The sequence below is a fragment of the Stenotrophomonas indicatrix genome, assembly GCA_041545745.1.
Taxonomy (GTDB): domain Bacteria; phylum Pseudomonadota; class Gammaproteobacteria; order Xanthomonadales; family Xanthomonadaceae; genus Stenotrophomonas; species Stenotrophomonas indicatrix_A.
The window spans coordinates 69,084-86,095 of record CP168152.1 but is presented as its reverse complement, the minus strand read 5'-3'; the positions used below and the strand labels follow the sequence as shown (position 1 = coordinate 86,095).

Annotated in this window: 14 protein-coding genes; 3 read left to right on the top strand and 11 right to left on the bottom strand. The window is 67.9% G+C overall.

All coding sequences use genetic code 11. The features are described 5' to 3' along the window. Window positions 1-190: 190 nt before the first annotated feature. The 5 genes from ACEF39_RS00350 to ACEF39_RS00330 all read right to left on the bottom strand — a co-directional run bounded on the left by ACEF39_RS00350 (window position 191) and on the right by ACEF39_RS00330 (window position 6,291). Window positions 191-547: a hypothetical protein gene (locus ACEF39_RS00350; protein ID WP_500286553.1), complete on the bottom strand. Its 357-nt coding sequence runs from the start codon at window positions 545-547 to the stop codon at window positions 191-193. Next, window positions 544-3,180 (bottom strand): glycerol-3-phosphate 1-O-acyltransferase PlsB, encoded by a 2,637-nt coding sequence (gene plsB, locus ACEF39_RS00345; protein WP_500286552.1) that lies wholly within the window; start codon window positions 3,178-3,180, stop codon window positions 544-546. Before plsB ends, ACEF39_RS00350 begins: the two co-directional genes overlap by 4 nt. After that, the gene (locus ACEF39_RS00340; protein WP_500286551.1) at window positions 3,180-4,133 is read right to left on the bottom strand and encodes a hypothetical protein; all 954 of its coding nucleotides are present in this window, start codon (window positions 4,131-4,133) and stop codon (window positions 3,180-3,182) included. Before ACEF39_RS00340 ends, plsB begins: the two co-directional genes overlap by 1 nt. A gap of 515 nt (window positions 4,134-4,648) precedes the next feature. Beyond that, window positions 4,649-5,374 (bottom strand): orotidine-5'-phosphate decarboxylase, encoded by a 726-nt coding sequence (pyrF, locus tag ACEF39_RS00335; protein WP_500286550.1) that lies wholly within the window; start codon window positions 5,372-5,374, stop codon window positions 4,649-4,651. Next, window positions 5,371-6,291, bottom strand: coding sequence for a 5'-nucleotidase, lipoprotein e(P4) family (locus tag ACEF39_RS00330; RefSeq protein ID WP_500286549.1), 921 nt, complete (start codon window positions 6,289-6,291; stop codon window positions 5,371-5,373). The genes pyrF and ACEF39_RS00330 overlap by 4 nt, the downstream gene beginning before the upstream one ends. A 100-nt stretch (window positions 6,292-6,391) precedes the next feature. On the opposite strand from ACEF39_RS00330, the gene ACEF39_RS00325 reads away from it, so the two are divergent. Next, window positions 6,392-7,045 carry a YceH family protein gene (locus ACEF39_RS00325; protein ID WP_100554314.1) on the top strand — a complete coding sequence of 218 codons (654 nt, stop codon included), beginning with the start codon at window positions 6,392-6,394 and terminating at the stop codon, window positions 7,043-7,045. A 38-nt stretch (window positions 7,046-7,083) separates the two neighbouring features. Here ACEF39_RS00325 and ACEF39_RS00320 read toward each other — a convergent pair whose 3' ends face one another. Continuing rightward, the gene (locus tag ACEF39_RS00320; RefSeq protein ID WP_500286548.1) at window positions 7,084-7,608 is read right to left on the bottom strand and encodes a GNAT family N-acetyltransferase; all 525 of its coding nucleotides are present in this window, start codon (window positions 7,606-7,608) and stop codon (window positions 7,084-7,086) included. Between the two features lie 267 nt (window positions 7,609-7,875). Continuing rightward, entirely contained in the window at window positions 7,876-9,852 is a 1,977-nt protein-coding gene (locus ACEF39_RS00315; RefSeq protein ID WP_025875440.1) for a UvrD-helicase domain-containing protein, read from the bottom strand. Between the two features lie 102 nt (window positions 9,853-9,954). On the opposite strand from ACEF39_RS00315, the gene ACEF39_RS00310 reads away from it, so the two are divergent. Both ACEF39_RS00310 and ACEF39_RS00305 read left to right on the top strand, forming a co-directional pair. Then, on the top strand, window positions 9,955-10,575 hold the full coding sequence (locus ACEF39_RS00310) for a thymidine kinase (RefSeq protein ID WP_500286547.1): 621 nt from the start codon (window positions 9,955-9,957) through the stop codon (window positions 10,573-10,575). 98 nt (window positions 10,576-10,673) lie between these two features. Continuing rightward, window positions 10,674-11,378 carry a sel1 repeat family protein gene (locus tag ACEF39_RS00305; protein ID WP_500286546.1) on the top strand — a complete coding sequence of 235 codons (705 nt, stop codon included), beginning with the start codon at window positions 10,674-10,676 and terminating at the stop codon, window positions 11,376-11,378. Window positions 11,379-11,415: 37 nt separating this feature from the next. Here the strand turns inward: ACEF39_RS00305 and ACEF39_RS00300 are convergent, their stop codons facing one another. The 4 genes from ACEF39_RS00300 to mutM all read right to left on the bottom strand — a co-directional run bounded on the left by ACEF39_RS00300 (window position 11,416) and on the right by mutM (window position 17,001). Continuing rightward, window positions 11,416-13,020, bottom strand: coding sequence for an OpgD/OpgG family glucan biosynthesis protein (locus ACEF39_RS00300; RefSeq protein WP_500286545.1), 1,605 nt, complete (start codon window positions 13,018-13,020; stop codon window positions 11,416-11,418). A gap of 48 nt (window positions 13,021-13,068) precedes the next feature. Next, on the bottom strand, window positions 13,069-15,534 hold the full coding sequence (locus tag ACEF39_RS00295) for a serine/threonine-protein kinase (protein ID WP_500286544.1): 2,466 nt from the start codon (window positions 15,532-15,534) through the stop codon (window positions 13,069-13,071). Window positions 15,535-15,553: 19 nt separating this feature from the next. Beyond that, entirely contained in the window at window positions 15,554-16,120 is a 567-nt protein-coding gene (locus tag ACEF39_RS00290) for an ECF-type sigma factor (RefSeq protein ID WP_025875449.1), read from the bottom strand. Window positions 16,121-16,188: 68 nt separating this feature from the next. After that, window positions 16,189-17,001 carry a bifunctional DNA-formamidopyrimidine glycosylase/DNA-(apurinic or apyrimidinic site) lyase gene (gene mutM, locus ACEF39_RS00285; RefSeq protein ID WP_500286543.1) on the bottom strand — a complete coding sequence of 271 codons (813 nt, stop codon included), beginning with the start codon at window positions 16,999-17,001 and terminating at the stop codon, window positions 16,189-16,191. Between the last annotated feature and the right edge of the window lie 11 nt (window positions 17,002-17,012).

Below are 17,012 nucleotides of genomic sequence, written 5' to 3'. Positions count from 1 at the left end.
GCGTGGATCTACTGCAGACCCTCGCCCGCCCCGAAGTCCGGTAACGACCCGGCAACCTATGGATCCACGCCATGCAGGGACAGTCCAGTAGATCCACGCCATGCGTGGATGACTCGATCCGGCAACCCATGGATCCACGCCATGCCCGGACATCCCAGTAGATCCACGCCATGCGTGGATGGGGCCCTCATCAACGCGGCAGCGCCAGCTCCGCATTCCATGCCGCCTCGCCGTCCACAGTCAGGTCGCAGCGGCGCACGATTCCGGCACTGGTACAGCGCAGGCCCAGCGGATGACCGTACCAGTCACCCGCAAGACCCTGCCGAGCAGCGGGTTCATCACCGCTGATACGCACCTCGCCAGCCAGCCACAGACGGTAGCGCGCCGGTTGCCCGGCCTTTGCCTCGATACACAGGCGCACCGGCGCATCGGCCAGTCGCCCCGGCAGGGTATCGTCCACGCAGGCCTCTGCAGCCTGCACTGAAGCAACCGCCAGGCCTGCGGCCGCGATCAACGCGGCCAGGCCCGACAGGCGCCGCAGGTTCAATCCTGCGGTGCCGGTTCGTCCGGGCGCGCCGCTTCCGGGCTGACCCGTTCGATGGTGTGGCGCAGCTCGCGGCCGAGGATGAACTTGGCATCCTTGGCCCAGGCGTCCAAGCGATCGTCGAACAGCAGCTTGCTGTTCTCGTCCGGCCACACCAGGCGCAGCTCGCGCAGCTTCTGGATGAACCCGCGGAACAGCGACTTGTCGAAGAACTCCGGTGCGGCTGGCGCATAGAGCAGGCTCAGGCGCTGCGCGGCCTGCTGGCACAGGCTTTCCAGTTCGGCGGCGCCGAGCGTGCCCGGGCCGTTCTTCACCAGCACCGAAATGGCGATGTAATACCGCTCGAACGCCTGCTGCAGCGAATGGCCGATCGCACGCAGGCGGAACACTTCGTCGGTCTGCCCGGTGTTGCGGGCGAGGATGCCGCCGTCGTCTTCGTTGACGTTCTGCAGCAGGCCCTCACGCACGAACACGTCGATGGTCTGGTCGATGCGCTGGGCGAACTCGTCCTCGGTCCATGGCAGGAACAGCTCGGCCTGCAGGAACGGGTATACCGTGCGGCCCAGCTGGACCAGGCCGGTGCGGCTCATGCGGCGGTTGTTCTGGAAGCAGCAGGCCACCCACGAAGACGCGGTGAACAGGTGCACCACGTTGTTGCGGAAGTAACTCAGCAGCACCGCAGTATCGCCACTGACGCTGAGTACATCGCCCAGCGGGTGCTTGATGCGGGTGAGGACGTTGATCTCTTCGGCGTGGGCGATGATCCGCTCCGGCGAATGCGGGGTCACCGTCACCCGGCCCGAATACGGCATCTCCACCAGCAGGGTCTTGCACAGCTCGATCTGGGCGATCAGGTCGGCCTCGCCCATCGCATGCTTGGGCGTGGACAGCAGCGCCAGCGCCAGCAGGTTGATCGGATTGACGTCGGCCGCGCCGTTGATGCGCACCTGGATGCGCTCGGCCAGGGTGTCGACGGTGGTCGACAGCCATGAGGGCTTCTCGTCCTCGGACACCGCCTCCCCACCCCACTCCGGAGCCTTCTCGGCCAGCACATCGTTCAGCGCGATGGGTTCGCCGAAGTTCACCACCACCTGGCCGTAGTTCTGCTTGAGCACCTTGGGGATGCCCCACAGCAGCTGCCAGATCGATTCCTTCTCCTTCGGCCGCCCGGACAGTTCATCCAGGTAGCTGCCGCCCTCCATCAGCTTCTCGTAGCCGATGTAGATGGGCTGGAACAGCACCGGCTTGCGCGGCTGGCGCAGGAAGGCGCGCAGGGTCATCGAGATCATGCCGCCCTTGGGCTGCAGCAGACGACCGGTACGCGAGCGCCCGCCCTCGACGAAGTACTCGATCGAATAGCCGCCTGCGACCAGCTGCGCGACGTATTCGCTGAGCACCGCCGAATACAGCGCGTTGCCGCGGATCGAACGGCGGATGAAGAACGCACCGCCCTTGCGCAGCAGGGTGCCGACCACCGGCAGGTTCAGGTTGATGCCGGCCACGATGTGCGGCGGCACGATGCCGCGGTCGTACAGCAGGTAGGACAGCAGCAGGTAATCCATGTGGCTGCGGTGGCTGGGCACGTAGACCACTTCGTGGCCTGGCGCGGCGGCCTTGAACTTGTCCAGGTGGTGCACAAGCACGCCGGCGTAGATGCGGTTCCACACGTGGCTGAGCATGAAGCTGGCCGAGCGCACCACCGGACTGGAATAGTCCGCAGCGATTTCCCAAGCGTAGGCATGCGCCTTCTTCCAGGCATCGCTCGTCTTGCTGTTGTCGCGCTTGGCCTGGGAGGCGATCGCCTCACGCACCGTCTCGGCGGCCAGCACCTGGTCCACCAGCAGGCGCCGGGTCGACAGGTCAGGGCCGATCACCGACTCGCGGATGCGGCGGAAATGGGTCCGCAGCACGCGCTGCAGCTTGCGCACCGTACGCTCGGGCTCCAGGCCCTCGTCGATGATCGAGCGCAACGAAATCGGCGGTGCGAAGCGCACGATCGTGCTGCGGCCGTTCAGCAGCAGGCCCAGCAGGCGGCGGAAGCGACCGACCAGCGCCCAGTTCTCCGAGAACAGCACAGCGAACCAGCCGCTCTGCTTGTCCGGGGCGCGGCCGACGAAGATCGATACCGGCACCAGGTGCACATCCAGGTCGTCGCGCACGCGATGGGCCTGCAGGACCTTGGCCAGCGAATCGGAATGGGTCTTTGCGCCGCGCTGCTCGGGAATCAGCGAGTTGCTGGAGCTGCGGCGCGACAGGGCGAGGTAGGCGCGCTTGCGGCCGGTGGGGTCACCGGCCAGCGGCACCAGCGGCGACGGCAGGCCGGCCTGGCGGCAGGCCTTGTCCAGGATCAGCGCGTTGGACAGGCCGTAGTCTTCCAGCACGTACATGACCGGGCGGCCATCGTTGTACTGGCCTGGGTCTTCCGGCTCGATCTTCAGCGACAGCCAGGGTTCCACCAGACGCCCGAGCAGGCGCGCCCACAGCGGGCGGCGACCGGCAGGACGCGCGTGCACCGGCGTCGCCGCCGGCGGCGTACCGGCGTCGGTCGAGGGGGACGCCGGCGCCGTGTCGGCGGGCGTCGGCTGGGATTCTTCGCCGGGGAACGGCAGCGGGTTCTGTTTCGACATCGGCGTCATTATGGCTTAGCCGACGGCGTTGCCGCTTCCCCATCGGTTGTCGGGGTGGCGACCGGGCCCGGACCGGCAGCAGCGCGCGCCGCATCGGCCTGGCGCAGCAGGGCGTCGGTATCGGCCAGGGTACGGGTCAGGTACCAGTGCCCCTCACGCCGGCTCAGCGGCACCTGCACGGTCATCGCGCGGCCAGCCAGCTCGTACTGCAGGCGCACCAGGGCGTTGTCGCCTTCCACCGACAGCAGCTCGCCGCGCACGCTGCGCAGCGCCTCGTCCACGCCCAGCCCGTAGCTGGCCAGCACGGCCTTCACCGTGTGGATGAACGGCGCCAGCTGCTGCAGGCTGCCTTCCATGCCCGCAGCCTGCAGGCCGGTGGCGTCCTGGAAACCGATCTTGGCGGCGGCGCCTACGAGGGCGGCGATACTGCTGCGGGCTCTGGCTCGGTCGCTGATGGGCGCGTCCTGGGCCCAGGCCGCCAGGGTCTGCACCAGCTGGATGTAATGCGCCTGCTGGCCCGGCGTATAGCCCTTCTGGTGCCGCAGGTACTGCACGCCGAAGTTGCCCATCGACTGCGCAGCCTGACGTACGGCGCGGGCCTGGCCGGCCAGCTGGCGGTCGAAACTTCGCTGCAGCTGCACGCTGGCGCCGGGCTCACGCAGCGCCGCCAGCATCGGCAGCAACTGGTCGCCGAGCGGCAGTCCGGTCAGCGGCCACTGGCTGTGGCCGTCGGCCCACGCCTGCTGCAGGCGCTGATACTGGCTGGGAGGCACCGACAGCTTTGCATAGCCGACCAGGTCGTCCTCGGCCAGCCGTTGCGCCATCGCCTGTACCGCGGCGACAGGTTCGGCCGGCGCGGCGGCCGGATCGCTGCCGGATTCACGGCATGCGGCGATGGCCAGCAGCAGCATGGCCGCCAGCCCCCATCCCCGCGCAGACCTTCCTCGCACTACAACGCTCATGCAATCGGACTCCCCGGACCGGTCCGCATCTTGCGGCCTGCGACGTGACAGCGGCAAGCCGGGGCGTCACGGTTTCTGCCAAGGCCCCCGCTGCGCGGTGACTCCATGCCGCGTGCCGACGGGCCTCCCCGTACCGCGCGGACAAAAAAAAGAGCCCGGATCACAGGGATCGCAGACTCTTCAAACCGGCGCGAGGCCGGTGGACAGTGTTGTGGCGCATGTCCGGCCCGAAGACCGGATGGCGGCGATCCTACGCTGCCCGCAAAGTTAACGCAACACATGACAAATCATCATTCAACTCATTGATTTTATTGGACCGGTCGCGTCACCAGATCCCTTCAATGAAATCTACGGCATGTTTTCCGGCGATTCGGGCATAAACGTCGCGGTCGCCGGCACACCGTTTCCCCGGCCCGGGCCGGGTGCGTCAGGGCAACAGGCATAAACGAGAACGCCACCCCGCATTCGACGGGATGGCGTTCGTGGTGCCGCCGTGGCCGCCTTCGCGGCGGTGCTCAGCGCGTGGCCAACGCCGTCGCGATTTCCTGCTGGATCGCGTGTGCGGCGGCCTGCGGATCAGATGCCAGGCGGATCGGACGACCGACCACGATGGCATCGGCGCCATCGGCAAACGCCTGCGCCACACCCACGGTGCGCTTCTGGTCATCGCCGACCGGGCCACCGGGGCGGATGCCTGGGCAGACGATCGAGAAACCGGCGCCGGTCGCGGCACGGATCGGACCCGCTTCCTGGCCGGAAGCGATCACGCCGTCGATGCCCGCAGCCTGTGCGGCCAGCGCGCGCTCGACCACGACCTCCACCGGCTCGCGGTCGATGCCCATCTGCGCCAGGTCCGGGCGGCCCATCGAGGTCAGCACGGTCACCGCCAACAAGCGCATGTCGCCGCTGTTGGCCGCCGCGCAGGCCTCCATCATCGCCGGGTGCCAGCCGTGGATGGTGGCGTAGCTGACCGGCCACTGCGCCAGTCGCTTGATCACCGCTGCGGCGGTGGCGGGGATATCGAAGAACTTCAGGTCGACGAACACCCGCTTGTCGCGGCGTGCAAGTTCGTCCAGTACCTGGAAGTACTCACCGGAGGCGAGCAGTTCCATGCCGATCTTGTAGAACGCCACGCTGTCGCCAAGGCGGTCGACCCACTCCAGTGCCTGCACGCGGTCAGGCACGTCCAGCGCGAAGATCAGGCGCTCGTCGTCGCGCAGCGGCAGCGGGGCGCGGCTCACGGCGCGTAGTCCAGGGCGGCACGCTTGGCGTCATGGCGGGACTGGCGCGACTGCGAGTAATCGTTGTTGAACTGCGCCGGCTCGAAGCCGCCGTAGGTCGGGTTCGGCAGCATCCACCAGCGCTCGCCGAACCAGTCGTGGTACTGCTGCAGCAGCGCGTCGCGGCCATCATTGGTGTTGGCGGTCACTTCCACGAAGTCACCCAGCTGGTCGCCGAACTGCATCAGCACGCGGTACTTCTGCCCGGCCAGGCGCCGACGGCAGTTCTTCTCGCTGCCGGCCTGCTCGCAACCTTCAACCACGGTGCCCAGACCGAGGAACACGCTGTCATCGGCCACCGGCAGGCCCTGCTCGCGCAGGTTGGCCAGGGTCGCGTCCTTCAGGTGCACGGCGCGGTTGGAGATGTACAGCAGGGTCACGCCCTTGGCGTTGGCGGCCTTGGCGAAATCGACCACGCCGGGAATGGCCTTGGCCTTCTTTTCGGCGACCCACTGGTCCCAGCTGAGTTCGTCGTATTCCTTGCCGTCACGCACCAGGCGCGCCTGGTAGGGCGAGTTGTCCAGCACGGTCTCATCCACGTCCAGCACCACGGCCGGCTTCAGGCCCTTGGCCTCGTTGCCGCGCTCTTCCGGCACCAGCGCATCCCAGTGGGCTTCCTTCAGCGCAACGTCCAGATGGTCGGCGGCGGCACGGTAGGTCTGCTCGGTGATCGCCCTGTATTCCTGCGCGCGCTGCATCCACAGCACGGCATTGAGGTTGTCGTTGGCGGTCGCGTCAGGGGCGCCGTCGGCCTTTGCGGCAGCGGCAGGCGCTTGCGGGGCGGCGGCTTCGGCAGGCGCTTCCACGCGCTTGCAGGCAGACAGGCCCAGCACCGCGGTGGCGATCAGGGTCAGGGACAAGGAAACGGGACGACGCATGGATTCACCGGCAATCAGATATACCGGCCCATTTTACCGGCAAAGGCGCCGCCGGGACGGCTATGCTTGGCGGTTGACACGTTGTCTTCCGGAAGCCGCCATGACCGACCCTGCCCAGACCCCCGACGTTCCGCTGCTGGATGCCGTACAGGCGCGCCTGCTGGGCTGCCTGGTGGAGAAGGAAGCCACCACCCCGGACACCTACCCGCTGACGGTCAACGCCGCGCAATCGGCCGCCAACCAGAAGACCGCCCGCGAACCGGTGATGAACGTAAGCGCCGGCAGCGTGGAACACGCATTGCGCCAGCTGGAGACCCTGGGCCTGGCCCGCCAGCACTTCTCCTCGCGCGCCGACCGCTACGAGCACCGCCTGCAGAGCGCGCTGGACCTGACCCGGCAGCAGACCGTGCTGCTGGCCCTGCTGCTGCTGCGCGGGCCGCAGACGCTTGGCGAACTGGTCACCCGTGCCGAGCGCCTGCACCGCTTCGCCGATGCCGACGAAGCCCGCCACGCCATCGAGCGCCTGCAGCAACGTGCCCTGCTGGTGGTGCTGCCGCGCGCCAGCGGCCAGCGCGAAGACCGCTACATGCACCTGCTGTGCGGTGAAGTGGACGGCGCGGCGTTGGCGGCGAAGTACGCCAGCAGCGGCGGCGGTGCCGAGTCGGCCGATCCCGGCCTGGCCGAACGCGTGGCCCAGCTGGAAGCGGCCGTGGCCGAGCTGCAGGCGCAGCTGGCGGAACTGCGCGGCGGCTGAGGCGGTGGGTGCCGACCAACGGTCGGCACCCACCGCGATCAAACCTCGGCCGCGCCGAGCGTGGCGTATAGGCGGCTGGGGCTGTCGATACCTGGCAGCTGGATGACCCCGCGCTCGTGCATGCCCAGACCCAGCAGCACCTTCGCCGAGACGTCGTTGTCCAGATCGGTGATCCCATACAGATCCTGCAGGCCCAGCACCGTGCGTGCGTGATTGAACACCGCCCGCGCCGCCTCGCTGGCATAGCCCTGCCCAGCGTACTCGGACAGCACCGCGTAGCCGATATCCGGCGCCGGCAACCCCTCACGGCGCACCAGCCCGGCGTTGCCCAGCCACGCACCATCGGACAGCCGCTCGATCGCATACATGCCGAAGCCATTCAACGCATAGCTGTGCAGCACACGCAGGGCGATGTACTCGCGCGCCTGCGCTTCGTCGCGCACGTTGCGGTCACCAATGAAACGCACGAAGCCCGGATCGTTGAGCAGCGCCAGCATCGGCACCGCATCACGGTCCGGTTCAATGGCCCGCAGCCGCAGGCGTTCGCTTTCAATGGGATGCACGCGCAGACCTCCAGCAGAAACCCCGATTGTGCCTCAACGCCCGGCTGTTGCCGTTGCCTTTGATCTTCTTTTTCTTTTCCGTGGCTGGCGCGCACGGAACCTGTCCAAGGCCGGGTAGATGGGTTGCGCAGGGGCGTGAGCCGCATGGATGCGGCGACCGAGCTTACAGGGACGTACTTGCAGCGTCCCCTGCGCAGCCCATCTACCCGGCCAAGCACAAATGCACTGCGAACGGCGCCAACCACGAAGGGCTGCGCCGTTCGCCGGTCAATCGAACAACGCCTCGATCGCCGCCAACCCCGCCGTCGCCCGCTCCTTCTTGCGCGCCGCATCCGCCACCGGATCCGCGCCATCGCGCTGGATCTCCTCGGCCGGGATCTCCTCGAAGAAGCGGCTCGGCTTCAGCCGCACGTGCTCGCCGAACTTGCGGGTCAGCTTGCTGTAGCTCATCCACAGCTGGATCTTGGCGCGGGTGATGCCCACGTACAGCAGGCGCCGCTCTTCCTGCAGGTTGCCCTCGTCCAGACTGACCTGGTGCGGCAGCACGCCATCCTCGCAGCCAACGATGAACACGTAGGGGAATTCCAGGCCCTTGGAGGCGTGCATGGTCATCATCCGCACCTGGTTGCCGCCCTCGTCCTTGTCGCTGCGCGACAACAGCGCCAACTGGCCCGCCAAGTCGGCAGCGGTGGCACCACGCGGGCCACCCTCGAACCACTGCGCCAGCTCTTCGATGTTGTTGGCACGACGCTGGTAGCTGGCTTCTTCCTTGGCCTGCTGCCGCAGCTCGCTGAGCAGGCCTGACTCCTTGGCGACCTTGCGGATCATGTCGCCGGAGCTGATCTGTCGCGTCTGCGCACGCAGGTCACGCAGGATGTCGGTGAAGCGCGCCAGGCTGTTGGCCGCGCGCGGTGGCAGCTGCTGCAGCGCGCCGATCGCCTCGGCGGCCTGTGCCATCGGCATGTCTTTTTCCGAGGCCAGCTCGGCCAACTTGGCCAGGGTGCCGGCACCGACCTCGCGCTTGGGCGACTGCACCGCACGCAGGAACGCGGTGTCGTCGTCCGGATTCACCAGCAGCCGCAGCCAGGCCAGCGTGTCCTTCACTTCCTGGCGCTCCAGGAACATCGTGCCACCGGTCAGGTGGTAGGGGATACGCAGCAGCTGCATCGCCTTTTCCAGCGGACGCGACTGGAAGTTGCCTCGGAACAGGATGCAGAAATCGCTCCACGGTACGTTGCGCGTCTGCGCCACGAACGCGATCTCGGCGGCGACCTTCTCGGCCTCGTGTTCGCTGTTGCGGCACTCCCACACACGGATGCGCTCACCATCGGCCTGGTCGCTCCACAACTTCTTCAGGTGTTCGTGCGGGTTGTTGGCGATCAGCGCGTTGGCCGCGCGCAGCACGCGGTTGGAACAACGGTAGTTCTGCTCCAGCTTGATGATTTCCAGCGCCGGGTAATCGCGTCCCATCTGCTGCAGGTTTTCCGGGTTGGCGCCGCGCCAGGCGTAGATCGACTGGTCGTCATCGCCGACGCAGGTGAAGTTGCCCTTGTCACCGGCCAGCTGCTTGAGCAGGCGGTACTGCGCATCGTTGGTGTCCTGGCATTCGTCGACGAGCAGGTAGCCGATGCGCTCACGCCAGGCCAGCGCGATTTCCGGGTTCTCTTCCAGAATCTGCACCGGCAACCGGATCAGGTCGTCGAAGTCCACTGCGTTGAACGCGCTCAGGCGCAACTGGTAGCGCTCGTAGATGCCGGCCGCTTCCTTTTCGCGGTTGCTGCGCGCAGCGGCCATTGCCTGCTCCGGCGACAGGCCGGCGTTCTTGGCGCGCGACACCAGGTTCTTCATGTCCTCGATGTCGTCGGGCTTGGCGCCGTACATCAGGTCCTTGATCTGTGCGGCCGCGTCATCGGCATCGAAGATCGAGAAACCGCGCTTGAGCCCGACCGCGGCATGCTCGATCTGCAGGAACTTCAGGCCCAGGGCATGGAAGGTGCAGATGGTCACTTCGTCGGCATCCTGCTCGCGCAGTCGCTTGGCCACGCGCTCGCGCATTTCCTTGGCCGACTTGTTGGTGAAGGTGATCGCGGCGATGCGCTTGGCCGGGTAGCGGCCACAGCCGATCAGATGGGCGATCTTTTCCACGATCACGCGCGTCTTGCCACTGCCGGCGCCGGCGAGCACCAGCAGCGGTCCTTCGATGTGGAGGACGGCGGCAGCTTGGGGGGGATTGAGACCGTGCATTGGGTGGGGATTGTAGCGGGCGTTGATGGCGGCCACAGCCGCCGGCCGGTGGGCTTGCTGAACGGCTTCGGCCGGTGCCGGGTGGCGTCGTACAATCGGCCGATGGCCAAGCTCTATTTCTACTATTCGGCGATGAACGCCGGCAAGACCACCACTCTGCTGCAGAGCGCACACAACTACCGCGAGCGCGGCATGCGCGTGGCGATCCTGACCCCGCGCCTGGACGACCGTGCCGGCGCGGGCGTGGTCGCCTCGCGGATCGGCCTGCGCGCCGACGGCATGGCCTTCGAACGCGATACCGACCTGCAGCAGTGGGTCGCGCAGGATCTGCAGGCCAACGGGCCGATGGGTTGTGTGCTGGTGGACGAGGCGCAGTTCCTCAGCCGCAGCCAGGTCTGGCAGCTCAGCGAAGTGGTCGACCAGCTGCGCATCCCGGTGCTGTGCTATGGCCTGCGCACCGATTTCCGCGGCGAGTTGTTCGAAGGCAGCCAGTACCTGCTGGCCTGGGCCGACGAGATGCACGAGATCAAGACGATCTGCCACAGCGGCAAGAAGGCGACCATGACCGTGCGCGTGGACGAGCATGGCCATGCGGTGCAGGACGGCCCGCAGGTGGAGATCGGCGGCAACGAGCGCTACGTGTCGGTCAGCCGCGCCGAGTTCAAGAAGATCACCCGGGGCGAGGGCCGCATTGATCCGGCGCAGGCACCGCTGCCGTTGTAGCGCATGGTCCTTCACGGGCCATGGCGTCCTGCGGTTTACAAGGCCGCGTGGTCGGGCCTAGGCTGCGGCACTACCTGCTGCCGAACTGGATGTCCGTCATGCGCCCCGCCCTGCTGTTGCTTCCTCTGTTGTTCCTGCCCCTGTTCGCCACTGCGGCCGAGCGCCCGTCCGGCGAAGAGGACGCGGCCGTGATCGGTGCTGGTTTCATGGACAGCCATCCGGACATGATGTATCGGCAGTGGGGCGTCAACGCCCTGCGCCGCAACGACGTCAACGGCGCGATGGACAACTTCCGGCTGGCCGCACGCTATGCCGACAAGCCCGCGCAGGGCTACCTGGGCGAGATGTACTGGTATGGCGTCGAACAGCCGCGCAATCCGGTCATGGCCTATGCGTGGATGGACGTCGCCGCCGAACGTGGCTACCCGCTGTTCGTGGACCTGCGCAACGAGTACTGGGCGACCCTGCCGCTGGAACAGCATGACGCCGCGCGCGCGCAGGCAAGCGCATTGCGCGCCGAGTATGGCGACGAGGTCGCCCGCCCGCGCATGGCCGAAGTGCTGAGGAAGGGACGACGCGAGATGACCGGCAGCCGCGTAGGCTCGATGTCCAACAATGTCGACATCGTGTACATGGACGGCGGCATATCCCGCACGATCAAGGCCGACCGCCTGTATGACCCCAGGTACTGGGATCCGAAGCAGTACGAGCGCTGGCAGGACGAGACCTGGATGAAGATCCGCCGTGGCACGGTGGAGGTGGGCGTGCCTACGCAATCGCACGCTACCGACGCCAAGCCATGAATCAAGGGTGCCGGCGCTTGGCCGGCACCGCTCTGCTTCAGTACAGCGTGCGCTCCGGCGCACCGGCCGGCGGCGGGCTGTACTGGTACAGCCAGGTTTCAGTGAGGGTCTTGCCGCCACTGCGCAGGTACAGACGGATGTCGATCTGCTCGGTGCTGCCCTCCGGCGGTACCAAGTCGAACATCGCGCGGTAGCCCTTGATCTCGCGCAACGGCCGCGCCGAGACGATCTCCACCCGGCCACGGCTGGTCTCGACAACCGCTTCGACGTCGGCCTTGTCGATCAGGCTGGCCAGTTCGCCGCCTTCGAAGTCCACCGCGAAACGCCAGGAGAAATACTCGCGCTTCTTGCCGATTACCCCGCCCAGACCGGTGCGGCTGGCCACGCAGTGGGCCAGCGGCGTACGCGCCGGCGGCTGCGCGCCCCAGTACAACCGGTAGCCGACCAGCAGTTCCTGGCCCGGCTGCGGCTTTTCCTTCGGGTTCCAGAAGGCCACGATGTTGTCGAAGGTTTCATCGACGGTGGGAATTTCCACCAGTTGCACCGAACCCTCGCCCCAGTCGCCCTTCGGCTCCACCCACAGGCATGGACGCTTCTCGTAGAACACGCCGTCGTCCTGGTAATGGTCGAAGTTGCGGTCACGCTGCAGCAGGCCGAAGCCACGCGGATTGCGGTCGACGAACATGTTGAAGCGCAGGTTGCGCGGGTTCACCAGCGGCCGCCAGATCCACTCGCCAGCGCCGGTCCACAGCGACAGGCCGTCGGTATCGTGGATCTCCGGGCGCCAGTCCCAGCCCATGCGGCGGTCGTTCTCGCCCACTTGGTACATGCTGGTGCAGGGGGCGATGCCCAGCCGCTCGATGGTCTTGCGCGGGTACAGCGCGCTGTCGATGTCCATCAGCAGCACATCGCCGTTGGTGACGGCGAAACGGTAGGCACCGGCCACGCTGGGCGAATCCAGCAGCGCGTAGACGATGATCGTGTCCGAGTCGGCCGCAGGCTGTTCCAGGTAATAGGCGATGAAGTCCGGGAATTCCTCGGGCTTGCCCATGCCGGTGTCGATGGCCAGGCCACGCGCGGACTGGCCGTACTGGCCTTCCTTGCCCACTGCGCGGAAGTAGCTGGCCCCCAGGAACGCGGCGAAATCACGGTCGGTGTCCTTGCGCGTGTTCAGTCGGAACCCGGCAAAGCCGAGGTCGGCCGGCAGCTCACCGTTCTTCAACCCGCTCTTGCCGTAGTTGAACGCGGCGCCGTCATAGGCCAACTCCTGCGCCTTGCCGTCGACCACGTCGAACATGCGCACGGGCGAATGGAAGTACAGGCCCAGATGGAAGAACTTGGCCTGGAATTTTCCCGGCTGGTCGGCCCACAGGGCATGGTCCTGGCGGTAGCCGATCGACTGGTACTGATCCCAGTCCAGCGCCTCCAGCTTGCCCGGCAGCACCCGCTTGTGGCTCTGGTACGGCGCCTGTGCCAGCGCGCGCGCCTGGCCCTTCAGGGTGGCGAAATCGAACGGCTGCGGCTGGCCAAGCCGGCGCAGCCCAAGCTGGCCACTCTTGCTGGCCGCGCAGGCCGGCAGTGACGGCAGGCCGAAGGCGGCCAGGGCCAGGGAGGCATTGCGGATGAAGTCGCGTCGTTGCATGCAGGCGCGGGAGCAAAGGGAAGGTCGGCCATCATAGGCAGACAAACGTTAACGGGCAGCGGTGGAATCGATGCGCTGTTCAGCCTGCGCCAATGCCGCAAGGCGCGCATCGAGCTCCTGCAGGGCCGGCTCCTGTGGCCCGTGCTGGGCCAGCAGCAGCTGTCGTGCCTCGGCCAGCACGCTGCGGGCCTGTGCGGTCTGGCCGGCCTCCTGCAGGGCCTGACCCTGTGCCAGCAGCGCCTGCGGCAGCAATGCGATGTGGTCGGGCTGGCGCCAGATCGCCACCGCGCGGGCATAGTGCGCCGCCGCTGCCGATGGGGCGTCGCTGGCGCTGGCCCATTTCCCCAGGGCGAACTCGCCGTAGCCGATCTCACGATGATCCGGGCCCAGGGCGCCGAGCAGCTGTGCCTGCACCTGCCTCAGTTCCTGGCCGGCCAGCGCGTGCTGGCCACGCTGCAGGGCCAGCAGCGCGCGCGCGCGGCGTACCACCAGCGCCTCCGGGTGGCGCGGCCCCCATGCATCCTGTGCTGCCTGCCAGGCCAGCTCCAGCTCAGCCGCTGCCGCCTTCGTGTCGCCCTGGCGGGCCAACACATCGCCCAGGTGGCGGTGCAGGCTGATCACCTGCGGGCTGCTGGCGTCGGCGCGCTGGCCGAGCAGGGCCAGCGCTTGCCGGTACCCGGCCAGCGCGGCCGGCAAGCGCCCGGCGGTGGCGTCCAGGGCGGCCAGATCGGCCAGGGATTCAGCACGCCCAAAGCGCTCGGCTATCCCCTGGTGGCGCAGCGCCAGCGCCTGCTGGAACGACCGGCGCGCCGCATCGGCATCACCCAGCTGGGCCTGGCACCGCCCGAGCTGGCTGTGGAATTCGGCCACGGCCGCCGGCAGGGCCGCCGCCTCGCTGGCCGCCAACGGTTGCAACGGCAGCAAGTGCGCCAAGCACTCGCGCCCGCGGCCGAGCATGCGCAGCGCGCGCCCACGCTGGGTGACCGCCTCGATCTGCAGCGCCGGCGGCACCTCGCCCACTTCCTGCAGCAGCCGGCGCTGCTGGTCCAGGGTCTGCAGCGCCAGCTGGTAGTCGCCCAGGCCGATGCGCAGGCGGCCGATCACCCCTTGCAGCTCGGCCAGCGCCAGCGGCTGGTCAGCCAGTTCGGCTTCGCCCCGTTGCTGCCCGGTGGCCAGCAGCTGCGGCACGTCGAAATGGCCGTGGCGCTGGCTGGCCGCCTTGTCGAACAGGCCAACGGTGAAATCCTGCATGGCCTGCGCACGTGCCATTTCCTCGCGCGTCTGGCGCAACTGCCACAGGGCGAAGGAGGTCGTACCCAGCAGGGCCAGCGCGGCCAGCCCGGCCAGCGCTACGCCCCAGCGATGGCGACCGATGTACTTGCGCATGCGGTAGCCCACGCCCGGCGGCCGCGCCTGGATCGGCTGCCCCTGCAGGTAGCGGCGCAGGTCACCGGCCAGTGCTTCGGCGGAGGCGTAGCGCTGCTGCGGGTCCTTCTGCAGGGCCTTCTCCAGCAGCACGTCCAGATCGCCACGCAATCGTTTCGCCTGCCGCTGCAGCGCCCGTCTCGGTGCTCCCGGCTCGGCGGCCAACCGTTGCAGCAGCGCCGAGGCACGCGGCACCTGCACATCCAGGATCGAGCGCTCCCATTCCGCGTCGCTGTGCCGGCGCAGGCGATAGGGCTTGTGTCCGGTGACCACCTCGAACAGCACCACGCCCAGCGAATAGACATCGGTCAGGGTCGTCACCGCCTCGCCACGCACCTGCTCCGGCGCGGCGTAGTGCAGGGTGAACGCGCGGATTTCGGTGGCCGGATGGGCCGCGTTCGGATCATCGTGGTCGAGCAGCTTGGCGATGCCGAAGTCGAGCAGTTTCACCGTGCCATCGGCGCGTACCAGGATGTTGGAGGGCTTCAGGTCGCGGTGCACCACCAGGTTGGCATGCGCATGGCTGACCACCGCGCAGACCTGCAGCATCAGCTGCAGCCGGGTTTCCAGCGGCGGTTGCAGGCGCCGGCAGTAGTCGCTGATCGGCTCGCCTTCGACGTAGTCCAGCGCCAGGTAAGGCTGCCCGTGCTGATCCACCCCGGCGTCCAGCAGTTGCGCCAGATGCGGGTGCTGCAGGCGGGCCAGGATCTGCCGCTCGCGGCCGAAACGCTGGCGCAGGCCGGGATCGGCGACGCCACTGCGCAGCAGCTTCAATGCAACCTGGCGCTGGTACAGGCCATCGCAGCGCTCGGCCAGCCAGACCTCGCCCATGCCACCTTCGCCGAGTGGGTGCAGCAGCCGATAGGGACCGACCTCGCTCCCGGCGCGGCCCGGCGGTGTGGCGGTCCACAGCGGCTGGGCCATGAACTCGTGGCTGTCGGCCTCCTGCTGCAGCAGGTGTTCCAGCTCGCGTCCCAGCGTCGGGTCCTGCGCGCTCAAGCGCTGCAGGCGCAGCTGGCGGGCGGCGGGGGTCAGCTCCAGCAGCTGGTCCAACCAGGACGACAATTGCTGCCAGCGGGCGGTATCCATGATAAGGGGCGGCGACGACTCAGTCGCTGCGCATCGCGGCCAGCAGGAACAGCCGCGCCTTCTGCCAGTCACGGCGGATGCTGCGTTCCGAGCGCTGGCTCAGTTCGGCGATCTCCAGCTCGGACAAACCGGCGAAATAGCGCAGCTCCACGACCTTGGCCAGGTGCGCATCGACGGCCTGCAGGCGCTCCAACGCAACATCGAGGGCCAGCAGATCCTCGTCCAGGCGCACGCCGCTGCTGCTGTTCTCGGGAATCTCGGCCACCCGCTTGAGGTCGCCACCGCGCTTGCGCGCCAGCCGGTTGCGCGCGTAATCGACGACCACGCTGCGCATCGCCGAGGCTGCATAGGCGAAGAAGTGCGCACGGTCCTCGAAGCGCGCCGCACCGCGGCTGCCCAGCAGCTTCAGGTAGGACTCGTGGACCAGCGAAGTCGCATCCAGGGTGCGCCCCTGCTGCCCGGCCAGCTGCCGCCGGGCCATGCTGTGCAGTTCCTGGTACAGAGTGGTCAGCACCCGGTCGAGCGCGGCGCGGTCGCCGCCGCGCGCAGCATCCAGCCAGACGGTGATATCCGGGCCTTCGTCCATCGCCAACGCCCCCCGCAGCGGATGTTGGCTGGACTATAGCGCTGCGCGTGTGCAGCACATGAAGACGTTCAGCGCTGGCAGCGGCTGCACCACACGCTGGCCCGCTGGCCGATCATCGCGTGCTTGAGCGGGCGGCCGCAGCTGGGACACGGCAGGCCATCGCGGCCATAGACCAGCAGCTCCTGCTCGAAGTAGCCCGGGGCGCCGTCGGGGCTGATGAAATCACGCAGGGTGGTGCCACCACGGGTGATCGCGTAGTCCAGCGTTTCCTTCACTGCCGTGGCCAGCCGCCGGTAGCGCTCGCGGGTGACCTTGCCAGCTTCGCGCAGCGGGCTGATGCCGGCCTTGAACAGGCTCTCGGCCGCGTAGATGTTGCCCACGCCGACCACCACTGCCTGGTCCATCAGGAAAGTCTTCACCGATGCGCTACGGCCGCGGCTGCGGGCGAACAGGTAGTCGCCGTCGAAGGCTTCATCCAGCGGTTCCGGGCCCAGCCCCTGCAGCAGCGGATGCACCTCGCCGGCCGGTTGCCAGAGCAGGCTGCCGAAGCGACGCGGGTCGTTGAAGCGCAGCAGGCGGCCATTGTCCAGGCTGATGTCCACATGGTCGTGGGCACGCAGCGGGGTGTCGCCGGGCAGCACGCGCAGGCTTCCGGACATGCCCAGGTGCAGCACGGCGCTGCCGATGGCGGTATCCAGCAGCAGGTACTTGGCGCGGCGGCGCACGTCTTCGATGCGCTGGCCGGGCAGCAGCTCGGCCACTTCCAGTGAAATCGGCCAACGCAGGTCGGCACGGCGCAGGATCACCCCATGCACGCGGCGGCCCTGCAGGTGTGGCGCCAGGCCACGGCGGGTGGTTTCTACTTCGGGCAGTTCGGGCATGGGACGATTCT

What these genes read in the sequence shown, in the direction of transcription:
- ACEF39_RS00330 (WP_500286549.1), bottom strand. Translation starts at nt 6,291, where the DNA reads ATGCGTCGTCCCGTTTCCTTGTCCCTGACCCTGATCGCCACCGCGGTG.
- mutM (WP_500286543.1), bottom strand. Translation starts at nt 17,001, where the DNA reads ATGCCCGAACTGCCCGAAGTAGAAACCACCCGCCGTGGCCTGGCGCCA.
- ACEF39_RS00295 (WP_500286544.1), bottom strand. Translation starts at nt 15,534, where the DNA reads ATGGATACCGCCCGCTGGCAGCAATTGTCGTCCTGGTTGGACCAGCTG.
- ACEF39_RS00325 (WP_100554314.1), top strand. Translation starts at nt 6,392, where the DNA reads ATGACCGACCCTGCCCAGACCCCCGACGTTCCGCTGCTGGATGCCGTA.
- ACEF39_RS00305 (WP_500286546.1), top strand. Translation starts at nt 10,674, where the DNA reads ATGCGCCCCGCCCTGCTGTTGCTTCCTCTGTTGTTCCTGCCCCTGTTC.
- ACEF39_RS00290 (WP_025875449.1), bottom strand. Translation starts at nt 16,120, where the DNA reads ATGGACGAAGGCCCGGATATCACCGTCTGGCTGGATGCTGCGCGCGGC.
- ACEF39_RS00300 (WP_500286545.1), bottom strand. Translation starts at nt 13,020, where the DNA reads ATGCAACGACGCGACTTCATCCGCAATGCCTCCCTGGCCCTGGCCGCC.
- ACEF39_RS00340 (WP_500286551.1), bottom strand. Translation starts at nt 4,133, where the DNA reads ATGAGCGTTGTAGTGCGAGGAAGGTCTGCGCGGGGATGGGGGCTGGCG.
- ACEF39_RS00315 (WP_025875440.1), bottom strand. Translation starts at nt 9,852, where the DNA reads ATGCACGGTCTCAATCCCCCCCAAGCTGCCGCCGTCCTCCACATCGAA.
- plsB (WP_500286552.1), bottom strand. Translation starts at nt 3,180, where the DNA reads ATGACGCCGATGTCGAAACAGAACCCGCTGCCGTTCCCCGGCGAAGAA.
- ACEF39_RS00310 (WP_500286547.1), top strand. Translation starts at nt 9,955, where the DNA reads ATGGCCAAGCTCTATTTCTACTATTCGGCGATGAACGCCGGCAAGACC.